Here is a 14,124-nt window from a genome sequence, read left to right on the forward strand (position 1 = left end):
TGACTAAAGTCAAAACCACCTCTCTTTAACTAAAGAGAGGAGCAAGTACAAATTATAATTTTAGCTGTAAGAAAGAGGTGTTTTGAATATATACAGCCTTGTTTTCTAACTAAATAAAAATATACGCGTAAAAGCTCTCCTCTTAAGTTTAAGAGGAGAATGAATTGCAGTTTTCCAAAAAGAAAACGGGAAGAAAGAGGAGTTTTGTTCCTAAAAAATAGCCTCGCTTTTTTCTTCAAACGCTCCGCTTTTGACTAAAGTCAAAACCACCTCTCTTTAGCTAAAGAGAGGTGCCAGAAACTATAAAACAATGGTGTTGGGATTTGAAATTTAGTTTTTTGGAATTTCTAAAAACTATTCTGTAAACTGAAAGTCGCCAAACTTCTCTAACACCTCATCAAAAGCAGCAAACACATCTACAGATGCATCACTAGTAACCATTTTCATTCGGTATTCTTTAAAATGTGGAATCCCTTTAAAGTAATTGGTATAATGTCTTCTCGTTTCAAAAACACCAAGGATTTCCCCTTTCCAATCAATAGACATTTGTAAATGTCTACGAGCCGCTTCCACACGTTCTTGCATATTAATTGGTCGGTAATGTTCTCCTGTTTCAAAAAAGTGTTTTACTTGTTTAAAAAACCAAGGATTACCAATGGAAGCACGACCAATCATACAACCATCTAATCCGTACACATCACGCATTTCCATTGCGCGTTCTGGAGAGGTAACATCGCCATTTCCAAAAACAGGAATATGCATACGAGCATTATTTTTCACTTCTGCAATTGGTTTCCAATCGGCATCTCCTTTATACATTTGCGCTCTTGTACGTCCGTGAATAGCTATCGCTTTACAGCCAACATCTTGTAATCTTTCGGCAACCTCAACAATTCGAATAGAATCATGATCCCAACCCAAACGTGTTTTTACCGTGATTGGAATGTTGGTACGTTTCACCATTTCGGCAGTTAATTGCTCCATCAAACAGACATCTTTTAAGATTCCTGCTCCTGCACCTTTACTAACTACTTTCTTTACCGGACAACCAAAATTAATATCAATAATGTCTGGTTTAGATTCTGCAACAATATCAATAGTTTGCAGCATACTATCTAAATTGGCTCCAAAAATTTGAATCCCAACAGGACGCTCTTTTTCATAAATATCTAATTTCATAACACTTTTTGCTGCGTTACGAATTAAACCTTCACTACTAACAAATTCTGTGTATACCACATCTGCACCTTGTTCTTTGCATAATGCACGAAAAGGTGGATCACTTACGTCTTCCATTGGTGCTAACAATAAAGGAAAGTCAGGAAGTTCTATGTTGCCTATTTTTACCAAGTACTTAATATTTTGCGCAAAAATAAGTCTTTTATTTTTATAAAAAATAAACACAAATTCCGCTTATATGTAAATATGTACCTTTGCAGCAAAAACATTAAAATGAAAAGGAACCTACTTTTACTTTTTGTCCCTATTATCCTCCTTTTAAATTGCAGTGCTATAGACGAATTAACCAAATTCGATTTAGACTACCAAACAAGTTACTCTATTCCATCAAGTACTTTAATAGACCTTCCTTTTGATATCCAAACTCCAGACATGGCTACAGAGTCGGAGTCTACTTTTGAAAACAACGATACACGTAAGGATTTAATTGAAAGCATTAAACTAAAAACGATTAAGCTTACTATCGATACTCCAGAAGATGGAAATTTTAACTTTTTAAAGGAAATTCACGTTTATATTAATGCCGAAGGTGTTGAGGAATTAGAAATAGCAAATGTTTTTGATTTAGAAAACACTAATTCTAGCACTTTACAATTACAAGTTACCGATCAAGAATTAAAAGAGTTTATTAAAAAAGATACTTTTAGTTTACGTGTTAAAACCATAACAGACGAAACTATTAATGAAACACACGACATTACCATTGACACAAAATTTAGAGTAGATGCTAAAATTTTAGGTGTGTAATTCTATTTTTATTACTTCTATAAAGAGAAACAGCAGCAAAAATTTAATTATTCTTGCTGCTGTTTTTGATTTATAAAATGCGTTACAATTTGCGCTACTTTAATAGGGTTTTAAAAGCTAATTTCGGCTTCTACTGTTTTTCCATCTCTTTCTACAACTACTTTGGTAGTATCTCCTTCTTCAAATTTAGACAATCCTATCATGTATGTTGTCATATCGATTACTTCAATATCTCCAAGTTTTACAACTACGTCTCCTCTTTGTAATCCTGCTTTTTGTGCTGGTTTGTCTTCACTAATTCCATCAATTCGCATCCCTTTTCCGTCGTATAAATAATCTGGTATTACGCCTAATCCAACTTTAAAACGTGGTACATCTTCGCTTTCGTTTTTGGTTTTTCTAAAAGGAAGTTTTCCGTTGTTATCTAAATCGCTAATAATCTCATAGATATAATTTGAAATCACTTGCATGCCGTTAAAATGTAAACGCTCTGTGTCGTCGGATGGTTTATGGTAATCTTCATGCTGACCCGTAAAAAAATGCAACACAGGAATATCTGCATTATAAAAAGAAGTATGATCACTTGGCCCTACTCCAGATTCTTTTTGCACTAATTTAAATCGGTTGTTATTCGCTTTTAAAGTTTGTTTGAATATTGGCGAAGTACCAACGCCGTAAACAGCAAGTGTACTATCTTTTTTAAGTCTACCAACCATATCCATATTAATCATATAGTTTGCTTTCTTGGTATCTATTGTTGGATTTTTCACAAAATAGTTAGAACCTAATAATCCCATTTCTTCACCAGAAAAAGTTATGAATAAGTAATTGTTGTTAATATTCCCTTTCATTAATCGTTTTGCTAAGTTTAGCAGCACTGCTACACCACTTGCATTATCATCTGCTCCATTATGAATAGCTCTTTCTCCTCTATACAAAGAACCTTCTGCACCATAACCTAAATGATCATAATGCGCCCCAATAATCACCGTATTTTCTGCTTGGTTATCAATGTATGCAATTACGTTAGTTCCAGTAATGGTACTATCTCCATCTTTTACGGTATAATTCACTTCTTGATGCGGATCTGTTTTTGGTTTAAAGGAAAAGGTTTGAAAAAAACCATCGGTTCCTTTGGCGTGTAAACCTAGGTCCTGAAAACGTTTTGCAATATATTCCGCAGCTTTTTGCTCTCCTACTGTTCCTGTTTGTCGGCCTTCTAAAGCATCATCTGCTAAAAATGCTACGTCTTCTTCAATAGATACTTCTGGTGTAGCTATATCTTCTTTACAAGAACTCAATAGAATTAAAAAAATGACAAGAATGCTATATTTCATAATGATAAATATTAATTTTACACAAAATTAGGTATTAAATGCCATTTAAGTAAAAAATCATGACTAAAAACTACGTACTATACATATTACTTGCTTTTTCTTTTGTTTCCTGTAAAAAGAACACTTCTAAAACAGGAGATGCTACAACGGGAGCTACAAAATGGGTGGATTCTTTAATTTATCCGGAAGAAACGCATTTTAAAAATATACGTCAAGTTACTTTTGGAGGAGATAATGCCGAAGCATATTGGAGTTTTGATGACAAGCAATTAGTTTTTCAGTCGAATAACAAAGACTGGAATGTAGAATGCGATCAAATGTTTTTAATGGATGCTGACGAAATATTTAAAGATAAAATTCCTCCAATGATTAGCACCGGAAAAGGAAGAACTACTTGTGCGTATTTTTTACCAGATAACGAGCATATTATTTATGCTTCTACACATTTAGGAGATGATGCTTGCCCAGAAACACCTTTACGTAAAAACGGAAAATACATCTGGCCAATTTATGATACCTATGATATTTTTGTAGCCGATTTAGAAGGAAACATAACCGAGCAATTAACCAATGAAAAAGGGTATGATGCAGAACCAACTGTTTCACCAAAAGGCGATAAAATTGTATTTACTTCGACTAGAAATGGCGATATCGATTTATATACTATGAATTTAGACGGAAGTGATGTAAAGCAAATTACTTTCGAATTGGGTTATGATGGTGGCGCTTTCTTTTCTCCAGATGGCACAAAAATTATCTTCCGTTCTTCTAGACCAAAAACCGAAGAAGAGATTAAAGAATATAAAGATTTATTAGCGGAAGGTTTAGTACAACCAACCGAAATGGAGCTTTATATTTGTAATGCTGATGGTAGTGAGTTAAAGCAATTAACCGACTTAGGAAACGCGAATTGGAGTCCGTTTTTTCACCCTAGCGGAAAGAAAATTTTATTCTCTTCTAACTTTGAATCCCCTCGTGGATTTCCATTTAATTTATACTTGATTGATATTGATGGTAAAAACTTAGAACGCGTTACGCATAGTACAACCTTTGATGCTTTCCCTGTATTTTCTAATGATGGTAAGTACTTAGTCTTCTCTTCGAATAGAAATAATGGTGGCGGACATGATACTAATTTATTTATTGCAGAATGGCAAGACTAACAAATTCCTACTTTCTTAGGAATGCGTTATTTCTCTAAACGATCTCTTTCTTTACGAGATTTGGTGCGCTCGTTTGTTTCTAAAATCGTGTTTCCAAATTTATAACTAAAGCCAAGTTTTATATACCTATTGTCTTGGTTGGAGTATCTGGAATTATTTTGATCTAGATATTTAGCGTTTACAGTAAAATCCTGGAGGTTAAACAAATCTGCTGCCGATAAAGATATAGTAGCTTTTTTCTTTAAAATCGTTTTTTTAATTGCTAAGTCGGTTGCAAGTCTACCATCTACTGTTTGAAAACCTTGTTGGTTTTTACCTACATATACAAATGTTAAGTTAGCAGTTAGGCTTTTATCTTTTAAAAAAGAAAAATCATTACTTAGAACAGAATAATTAGACCAAGAGTCTGTTTTTAAACGCTCGCCATTTAATGTTGCTAAATCTTGAATATTATAAAAAGAGGTTACAAAGTAAAGAAACCAATTTTTGGTAACATTAAAATAAGTAGTAAAATCAAAACCATATTCTACGGTATTACTTAAGTTTATTGGGGTGTAAATGATTTGATTTTCTATATTATCTTGAATAGGCAATTCTAAAAAACTAGCGTCCATATATTTATAATACGCTTCAAAAGTATACATGTCATTTATGGTTGTACCAAGCGTAATATAATCTACAAATGCTGGTTGTAAATTTGGGTTTCCAGTGACTATAGTATTATCGTTTAAATAATACGCAAAAGGGTTTAAATTTTGATAACTAGGTCTGTCTACACTGCGTTTATAATTAATAGTAGCACTTACTTTATCTGTAATTTGATGTTTTAAATTAAAAACAGGAAATCCTTTAAAATAGTCTTGTTTGTTTTCTTCGTTTGTAATTGGAGATTCTCCTTTAATAGTTGTTTCTTCTATTCGGAAACCTGTAGATAAGCTCCATTTTTTCCACTTTTTATTATACCCAATATAAGCAGCTAGAATATCTTCGTTATAATTAAAAGCATCGGAATTATCGGTGTTCAATGTTTGATTACTTCCTATTACATCAAACTGTGTGATGTCACTATCAGCCGTAATAAAGGAGGTCTTAATTCCTACAGAAAAAGAAGAAGTTTCATTTATTGTTGCACTATAATCTAATTGCGAAGTGTAAATATCTGTAGCTTGATTTGCCTTTGTATTAAATGCGTTCGTTGTATTTGGTGTGTCTTGATAAAAATAATCACTAAAAACATCTTGTTTCCTATTGTAATTATAAACTGTATAATGCGTATTTAAAGATAGTTTTGCTTCGTTTTTAAAGGTATGAACATAATCTAAATCAAATCCTAAATTGTGTTTTCTATCTCTAGATAAGTTATCCGATTTAAAGCTAGTAAGTGGGTTGTTAGCGTTCTCACTAATTTCTGTATTACTTTTAATTTTATATTTATAATATGGCAGAAATAATAAATTGGAAGCAAAACTTAGGGTGTTATAATCATCAAAAAAATAATCTAAATTTAGATTAAAATTATGTGTTTTAGACCATGAGTTTCTATCAATATCCGTAGTCCATTTTTCAGAAACAGCATCGTTTTCTAAAAAATTAACCACCTCATCACTCTCTCTATTTATTTTGCTTTGTGTAAAACTATAGTTGGCAAATACATTAATTTTTTCCGTTTTATAAAAATTAGTTGTTCCTACATTACTCCTTGGAAAAACACCTTGTGTATAATTTGTAAAAACAGAACCTCTATATCCTGTTATTAAATTTTTCCCCATTACAATATTTAAAACAGCACCACTAGAAGCATCATATTTTGCTGGAGGATTGGTGATAACCTCAATAGATTTTATATTATTCGCCGGAGAACCTTCTAGAAGTTGTGCCAATTCCTCTCCAGAAAGGTGTACTTTTTTATCATTTATATACACCGTTGGTGTACTACTTTTTATTTGAATAGTATTGTCGATTACCAAAACACCAGGTGTACTTCGTAAAACTTCCATCATATTACCCTCGCTTAATGCTGTATTTGCAACATTAAAAACCAAACGATCTACCTCTTTTTTAACGGTTGGTTTTTTTACAACAATAGAGACTTCCTCTAAATTTTGATTAGATTCTTGTAAAATAATAGTGGCAAGGTTAATGTTTTTATCTACTTGAACATCTTGAATGTATGTATTAAACCCAATAAATGAAGTTTTTAATATATAATTATTAGGCGCAACATTATTAAGAAAGAAACTGCCCGAATTATTACTACTGGTTCCTGAGACAATAGTAGAGTCTTGCTTGCTTAAAAGAACAATATTAGCAAAAGAAATAGGTGTATTGTTCGCATCTAAAACTTTTCCGTTTATAGAAAAATCTTGACAAAATAATCCTAACGGAATAAATGCAAATAATAAAATAAGTTTCTTTTTAATTTTCAAAATTATTATAATATTAACTCGCAATATACCAATACTTTTGCTTATTATTTTACGGTTTACCCATAAATTTGCTCATCTTTTTCCTACAAAATAAAAGTATGAAAAAGCATAATAAATGCGTTATATTTGCCAAATCTTCTAAAGAGAAGAGAAAAGGATTATGAAGAACATTAGAAATTTTTGCATTATTGCGCATATTGATCACGGAAAAAGTACACTTGCCGATCGTTTACTGGATGTTACTGGTTCGGTAACTGCTCGAGAACAACAAGCACAACTTTTAGATAGTATGGATTTAGAACGCGAACGTGGGATTACCATCAAATCGCACGCCATACAAATGGATTATACTTACGAAGGAGAAGATTACGTTTTAAACCTTATTGATACTCCTGGTCACGTAGATTTCTCTTATGAAGTATCTCGATCTATTGCAGCCTGTGAAGGCGCTTTACTTATTGTAGATGCTGCACAAAGCATACAAGCACAAACTATTTCGAATTTATATTTAGCACTTGAGAATGATTTAGAAATTATTCCTGTTCTTAATAAAGTAGATTTACCAAGTGCAAACCCAGAAGAAGTAACAGATGATATTGTAGATCTTTTAGGTTGCGATCCTTCTGAAGTTATTCACGCAAGTGGTAAAACTGGTTTTGGTGTAGAAAACATTTTAAAAGCTATTATAGAGCGTGTTCCTGCTCCTAAAGGAGATCCAGATGCGCCTTTACAAGCCCTAATTTTCGATTCGGTTTACAATACATTTAGAGGTATTGAAACCTATTTTAGAGTTTTTAATGGCGAAATTAAAAAAGGACAAAAGATAAAATTTGTTGCTACAAATAAAGAATATAATGCGGATGAAGTTGGTACCTTAAAACTAACTCAAGTAGCAAAACAAAGCGTAAAAACTGGGGATGTTGGTTATTTAATTACAGGAATTAAAACAGCAAAAGAAGTAAAAGTAGGAGATACTATTACCGATTTTGCAAACCCAACAACCAATATTGTAGAAGGTTTTGAAGATGTAAAACCAATGGTTTTTGCAGGTATCTATCCTGTAGACACAGAGGATTACGAAGAGCTTAGAAACTCTATGGAAAAATTGCAGTTAAACGATGCTTCTTTGGTTTTTGCTCCAGAAAGTTCTGCTGCTTTAGGTTTTGGTTTCCGTTGTGGTTTCTTAGGAATGCTTCATATGGAAATTATTCAAGAACGTTTAGAGCGCGAGTTTGATATGACGGTTATTACAACGGTTCCCAATGTATCTTACAATGCGTTTACAAACAAATACCCGGACAAACCTTTTATAGTAAATAATCCATCAGATTTACCAGATCCTTCTACCGTAAATCGTGTAGAAGAACCATTTATTAAAGCTACGATAATTACAAAATCGGACTTTGTAGGTAACGTGATGTCGCTTTGTATTGAAAAGCGTGGAATGATTATTAATCAAACATATTTAACACCTGTTCGTGTGGAATTAACTTTTGAAATGCCTTTAGCAGAAATTGTTTTCGATTTTTACGATCGTTTAAAAACAGTATCTAAAGGATATGCTTCTTTTGATTACCATCCAATAGGAATGAAGGTGTCGAAACTAGTACGTTTAGATGTCTTATTAAATGGGCAACCTGTAGATGCACTTTCTGCTTTAATACATGCAGATAATGCGCATAATATTGGTAAAAAAATGTGCGAGAAGTTGAAAGAACTAATTCCTCGCCAACAGTTTGATATTCCAATTCAAGCTGCAATTGGAGCAAAAATTATTGCAAGAGAAACCGTAAAAGCATTACGTAAAGATGTAACTGCAAAATGTTATGGTGGAGATATTTCACGTAAACGTAAACTTTTAGAAAAGCAGAAAAAAGGTAAAAAACGTATGCGTCAAGTAGGTAATGTAGAAATACCACAAGAAGCATTTATGGCTGTTTTAAAGCTGAATGACTAAAATAGAACATCACTTTTATATATTAAAAAATCCCTTTGCAAAAAGGGATTTTTTTTCGTCTTGTTGGGAACGGTTAAATATTGCAACAAGCATTTTATGCTAGATTCGTATTTAAGAAACTCCTACTTTCTCCGGAATTAGTGAAACATTTTCCACATCAAAAGGTTTTCCTAAATACACCAATTGGCAATGCTCACCTATATCTTCTATTTCTGTATTATAAGAAGATATAATATGCAATTCGCCATCATCATCTTTAAAGAATAATGGAATAATGTTTTTGTTGGTATTTGTAATTTCTATTAAACTTTTATAGTGTTCTTTATTTTCAATATCAATTTCTTGAATAGAAGGAAAGTTTTTTGCAACAGTAACTAAATTGTTATAATCGTCTGTATGACTAAATAGGCCTTCTTTTGGGTTGTTAGTTCCATCATTCATTTCCTCTTGTGTTACTAATCTAAAAGATCCATTTTCACCAAATTCTTTGCTAAACTTATTAATAGCATATTTGTTAATTTCTGTATTTCCTGTTAATGCCATTAGGTAACCTACATCATTAAGTTCTATATTATCCATTAAAGAATCGGAATAAATATTAGTACTTATCGCTTCTAAACCTAGTTCTTTTGCTTTATTAATATTGTTTTGATTACTATCAATTAATACTACATGTCTTCCGTGAGATTCTAAATAATGTCCTAATAATCTAGAAACTCTAGCAGCACCAATAATTAAGATTCCATCGGATTTGGTTAAAAACACACCAACTAGTTTTGCAAACAAACGCGCTGTTGTTGCATTTAGTAAAACGGTTCCAAGTACAATCATAAAAACCAAAGGCGTAATATACTCTGCTCCAGGAACCCCTTCTTTTGCTAGTTTCAATCCGAATAAAGACGCAATACCTGCAGCTACAATTCCTCGAGGTCCAACCCAACTAATAAATAGTTTTTCATTGATTTTTAAGGTAGAACCTCTAGTGCTTAAAAATACACCAATAGGTCTAATAACAAATACAACGACAGCAAATAAAACTGCAGTATTCCAATTATAAATTAAATATAAATCGGACATATTAATATTTGCAGCAAGTAATATAAAAAGAATAGAGATTAACAAAACGCTTAAAGACTCTTTAAAATAAAGGAGTTCTTTTAAGTATGGCGAATTAGAGTTTCCTAGAACCATTCCCATAACCACAACTGCTAGTAATCCAGATTCATGCGCAAAAGTATCTGCCAAGACAAAAACACCTAAAACAGCTGCTAATGCAAAAACATTTAATAGGTAATGTGGTACCCATTTTTTATTGATGATAAAATTTAAAGCGTGTGCAAAGGTAAATCCGAAGGTAAATCCGAAAAGGACAATCTTTCCAAATTCAATAAACGCTGTTTTGGTAAATTCTCCTCCACCTTCAACGGTAATAAATTCAAAAACTAATACCGCAACTAAGGCTCCTATAGGATCTATAAGAATTCCTTCCCATTTTAAAACTGCTGAAACATCTTTTTTTAATGGTATGTTTCTTAAAATTGGAGTAATTACTGTTGGTCCGGTAACAATTATTAATCCCGAAAACAAGAAAGCCATTTCCCAACTTAGATAAAAAATATAATGCGCTGCAACTGCTGCACCAAAGAAAGTAACCAAAGAACCAATAGTTATCAATTTTGTAATAACTGGTCCTACGTTTTTTATTTCACTTGTTTTAAGCGTTAAACCTCCTTCAAAAAGAATAATACTAATCGCTAATGAGACAAAGTAGAATAGGCTTTCACCAGGAAATAGGCCTTCTTCTCCATTCCAAATTGGTTCTATCCATTTGGTGCCATCTTCAGACAAAAATTCTGCAGCAATAGGACCTACCAATAAACCAATAAGTATTAAGGGTAAAATGGCTGGGATTTTAAATTTCCAAGCAACCCATTGTGCTAATATCCCTAAAATAATGATTCCTGCTAATTCTAACATCTAGTTGTTTTTGTGTGTGAAAATACTAAATAATTATAATTATAAAGGACATCTATTGGTAATATGACTTCAGAGTTTTAAAAAAATACTATCTTTCAAATCTTAATGGATAAACTAACCTTGTTATTAAAACCTTTTCATACCATAGGAATTGGTGTCACCTTTTCTCCAAATTTAAAAGCGAATGTTTTTGAAGCATCCCGTTTAGCCTTACTTTTTCAAAGTAAACTAATCCTTATTCATGTTGGGGAAGAGTCTTCAGAAAAAACAGAAAAATTTAAAAGCCTATTGGCTCCTTTTATTTCGCAGTCTTTAGAATATGATATTGTTTTTAAAACCGGAGCCCCTGTAGATGTCATTTTATCTGTTTCCATTGAAAAAAAAGTGGATCTATTAATTTTAGGAGCTTTAAAACAAGAAAATTTTTATAAATACTACGTCGGTTCTATTGCTCGAAAAATAACGCGTCAAGCAAAGTGCTCTCTTTTATTACTTATCAATCCTTCTATAGAAAGAATGCCTTGTAGCCATGTGGTGGTAAATGGTTTAAAAGACCCTAGAACAGAAAAAACAATTGCTTCTGCTTTTTATGTAGCAAACTGTTTAGGTGCTGAAAAAATTACCATAGTAGAAGAAATCACACAAGACAAAAGAACCATTAAAGTAGATGATGATAAATCTTTAAGAAAAGCCAACATTGTAAAAGAACGTTTAAAATTACGTGAAACCTCAAGAGTAAATAACATAATTAAAAATATTCCGGAAGACCACACCAAAGACATTGTTATAAAATCGCAACCTATTTTTGGTACCAAAGGATATTCTATAGGTCATTATGCACAAATAGCAAGAGCGGATTTATTAATAATGAATGCACCCAGTAAAATGACCTTTTGGGATCGTTTATTTCCGCACGATATAGAACATATTTTAACCGAGTTACCAACCGATGTACTCATCATTCAATGATAAAAAAAGAAAAAAAAATAGTGTCTTTTTTTAAAGCATTACCAAAAAATATTTTTTCTGGTTTTGTAGTAAGTCTTATTGCTTTACCATTAGGTTTAGGTTTAGCAATGGCTAGTGATGCGCCTCCAATTTCTGGTATTATTGCTGCCGTTGTAGGTGGTTTATTGGTTTCTATACTTGGTGGAAGTAATGTTACCATTACGGGTCCTGGAAACGGTTTGGTTGGGGTGCTTTTAGTCGCTATTACCACCTTAGGTTTAGAAAGTGCGTACGCAGCTATTATCTGCTCTGGAGTACTTTTACTGGTTCTAGGTTTTTTGCGTTTGGGTAAATTGGCAGATTTCTTTCCTTCTTCTGCAATTCAAGGGATGCTTGCTGCTATTGGACTCATTATTCTTGGGAAGCAATTTCACATCATGCTTGCCCATAAAATTAAACGAGAAGATACTATTGATTACTTATTAGAAATACCTGTTACCATAAATGATGCTATTCACTATGATAAAACAGGGCTTATTTTTGCTGCTTTGGCTGGAGTACTCAGTCTTATTATAATGGCATTTTACGGAAAAATAAGAAATAAGTATTTTCAGCTAATTCCTGCGCCAATGTGGATTGTTATTCTATCTATTGGTTTTAGTTACTATTTTGAATTGATAGCACATGAGGCTAATCCAATAGCCAAAGAATACATGATTTCTGGTATTCCAGATTTTCAGGAGATTATTTCACAATTACCAACTGTTAATTTTAGTAAAATAGGAAGCTTTCCGTTTTGGTCTAGCGTTATAGCATTAACACTTATTTCTAGTATCGAATCTCTTTTAAGTATTAAAGCGGTAGATAAATTAGATCCAGAAAAAAGACGTTCTAATGTAAACAGAGATTTAAAAGCATTAGGTTTAGCAACTATTGGTTCTGGTTTTCTTGGTGGTTTAAACGTAGTAACTGTAATTGCAAGAAGTTCTGTAAACGTTAATAACGGAGGAACAAACCGTTCTTCCAACTTTTTTCATGCCACTTTTTTGGTAATATTCATTCTTCTTTTTAGTACCCAATTAACCAGAATACCACTTCCTGCTTTAATGGCTATTTTGGTATATACAGGTTATAAATTAGCTTCACCAGAAAACATTAAGAAAATATTTTCTATTGGTAGAGAGCAACTAATCATCTTTTTTGTAACGCTTATTTTAACACTTAAAGTTGGCTTGATAACTGGTATTCTATCTGGTGTTTTAGTCACCTTCATTATACATATATTTATAAATAAAAGTTTTTCTTTATTCGCTAGAAATGTATTAAAACCGAATGTTTTAATGTATAAAGAGGAAGATAGTGCAGGTAATTACTATGTAAGTGTAAAGCATTTTTGTAGTTTCTTAAATTACTACCGATTAAAAGAAAAACTAAACGCTGTTCCAGAAAACCAAGATATCATTGTAGACTTTTCACTTTGTGATTTTGTAGATCATACCGTTATGGAAAACCTGAATAACTATCAAGAACTTTTTTCTAAAAGAGGTGGTCATTTTGAAGTTGTAGGATTAGATCTTCACGATACCGATTCTAAACACCCATTTGCATTACGACGTTTGCTTCCTGTGCCAAATCTTATTAAAAATAGTTTAACAAAAAGACAAACTAGTATTGAAACATTAGCCCAAAATTATGCGCTTCGTTATGTATCTAAAAAAGAAAAAAATGTTTCCTTTTTAGATCGTTTTTTGTTTTTTAAAACTAAGCATGTCAATCATATTAATAACCAGCTTTGTTCCGAAAACAAAGAACTAACCATGTTTGATATCGAGTTTTCTGAAGGAGAATTGATAGCAAAAGAAGTGGTTCGATCCACCATGCTTTATATACAATTAGATACTAACATTCCAGAGTTTACTTTAGACAGAGAAGGTTTTCTTGAAAAAGTATATGCTTTTGCTGGTTTTAAAGATATTCCTATTCAAAATCACGAAGACTTTTCAAAACGCTTTTATTTGCTTGGCGAAGATGAACAAGCAATAAAACACTTTTTTAATGATAACGTAACTCATTTTTTTGAAAGTAACCCGTATTATCACGTAGAATCTAACGGAAAAGCATTGTTAGTTTTCAGTAAAGAAAGACACGCAAGTATTAAAGAAATCAAAGCGCTTTACGATTTTGGTAAACGTTTAAAACAAGTTATTTCTTAATAAATTCTTAACGTTTTATAAATTACGATTCCTATTTAGTAATTTGCATACTTATGGAAACATCCATAACTAAAATTGGATACCCAAGAATAATGTTTAAATGGATGCTGCATGTGA

The 14,124-nt window shown here is 32.2% G+C and carries 9 protein-coding genes; 5 read left to right on the forward strand and 4 right to left on the reverse strand.

Annotation, left to right across the window (positions count from 1 at the left end; genetic code table 11):
• Positions 1-354: 354 nt before the first annotated feature.
• Entirely contained in the window at positions 355-1,350 is a 996-nt protein-coding gene (gene dusB, locus FG167_RS05285) for a tRNA dihydrouridine synthase DusB (RefSeq protein WP_203460373.1), read from the reverse strand.
• A 102-nt stretch (positions 1,351-1,452) separates the two neighbouring features.
• Here dusB and FG167_RS05290 point away from each other — a divergent pair, with 102 nt between their 5' ends.
• On the forward strand, positions 1,453-1,986 hold the full coding sequence (locus FG167_RS05290) for a hypothetical protein (protein WP_203460374.1): 534 nt from the start codon (positions 1,453-1,455) through the stop codon (positions 1,984-1,986).
• Positions 1,987-2,096: 110 nt separating this feature from the next.
• Here the strand turns inward: FG167_RS05290 and FG167_RS05295 are convergent, their stop codons facing one another.
• Positions 2,097-3,323 (reverse strand): M28 family peptidase, encoded by a 1,227-nt coding sequence (locus tag FG167_RS05295; protein ID WP_203460375.1) that lies wholly within the window; start codon positions 3,321-3,323, stop codon positions 2,097-2,099.
• Between the two features lie 59 nt (positions 3,324-3,382).
• Here FG167_RS05295 and FG167_RS05300 point away from each other — a divergent pair, with 59 nt between their 5' ends.
• Positions 3,383-4,486, forward strand: coding sequence for a PD40 domain-containing protein (locus tag FG167_RS05300; RefSeq protein ID WP_203460376.1), 1,104 nt, complete (start codon positions 3,383-3,385; stop codon positions 4,484-4,486).
• Positions 4,487-4,512: 26 nt separating this feature from the next.
• Here the strand turns inward: FG167_RS05300 and FG167_RS05305 are convergent, their stop codons facing one another.
• Positions 4,513-6,912, reverse strand: a complete 2,400-nt coding sequence (locus FG167_RS05305; RefSeq protein ID WP_203460377.1) for an outer membrane beta-barrel family protein — start codon at positions 6,910-6,912, stop codon at positions 4,513-4,515.
• A 160-nt stretch (positions 6,913-7,072) separates the two neighbouring features.
• Between FG167_RS05305 and lepA the strand changes: the two genes are divergently transcribed.
• On the forward strand, positions 7,073-8,869 hold the full coding sequence (lepA, locus tag FG167_RS05310; RefSeq protein WP_203460378.1) for a translation elongation factor 4: 1,797 nt from the start codon (positions 7,073-7,075) through the stop codon (positions 8,867-8,869).
• A 111-nt stretch (positions 8,870-8,980) separates the two neighbouring features.
• On the opposite strand, the gene FG167_RS05315 is transcribed toward lepA, so the two are convergent.
• Positions 8,981-10,846: a sodium:proton antiporter gene (locus FG167_RS05315; protein ID WP_203460379.1), complete on the reverse strand. Its 1,866-nt coding sequence runs from the start codon at positions 10,844-10,846 to the stop codon at positions 8,981-8,983.
• A 105-nt stretch (positions 10,847-10,951) separates the two neighbouring features.
• Here FG167_RS05315 and FG167_RS05320 point away from each other — a divergent pair, with 105 nt between their 5' ends.
• A complete protein-coding gene (locus FG167_RS05320; protein ID WP_239004448.1) occupies positions 10,952-11,815 on the forward strand; it encodes a universal stress protein in 864 nt (287 codons plus the stop codon).
• Positions 11,812-14,007: a SulP family inorganic anion transporter gene (locus FG167_RS05325; RefSeq protein ID WP_203460380.1), complete on the forward strand. Its 2,196-nt coding sequence runs from the start codon at positions 11,812-11,814 to the stop codon at positions 14,005-14,007. Before FG167_RS05320 ends, FG167_RS05325 begins: the two co-directional genes overlap by 4 nt.
• The last annotated feature ends 117 nt before the right edge of the window (positions 14,008-14,124 follow it).

This window comes from Lacinutrix sp. WUR7 (assembly GCF_016864015.1).
Lineage (GTDB): Bacteria > Bacteroidota > Bacteroidia > Flavobacteriales > Flavobacteriaceae > Oceanihabitans.

Bases quoted from the DNA above. Each gene is read 5' to 3' on its own strand.
- FG167_RS05290 (WP_203460374.1), top strand. From the start codon at position 1,453: ATGAAAAGGAACCTACTTTTACTTTTTGTCCCTATTATCCTCCTTTTA.
- FG167_RS05295 (WP_203460375.1), bottom strand. From the start codon at position 3,323: ATGAAATATAGCATTCTTGTCATTTTTTTAATTCTATTGAGTTCTTGT.
- FG167_RS05300 (WP_203460376.1), top strand. From the start codon at position 3,383: ATGACTAAAAACTACGTACTATACATATTACTTGCTTTTTCTTTTGTT.
- lepA (WP_203460378.1), top strand. From the start codon at position 7,073: ATGAAGAACATTAGAAATTTTTGCATTATTGCGCATATTGATCACGGA.
- FG167_RS05315 (WP_203460379.1), bottom strand. From the start codon at position 10,846: ATGTTAGAATTAGCAGGAATCATTATTTTAGGGATATTAGCACAATGG.
- FG167_RS05320 (WP_239004448.1), top strand. From the start codon at position 10,952: ATGGATAAACTAACCTTGTTATTAAAACCTTTTCATACCATAGGAATT.
- FG167_RS05325 (WP_203460380.1), top strand. From the start codon at position 11,812: ATGATAAAAAAAGAAAAAAAAATAGTGTCTTTTTTTAAAGCATTACCA.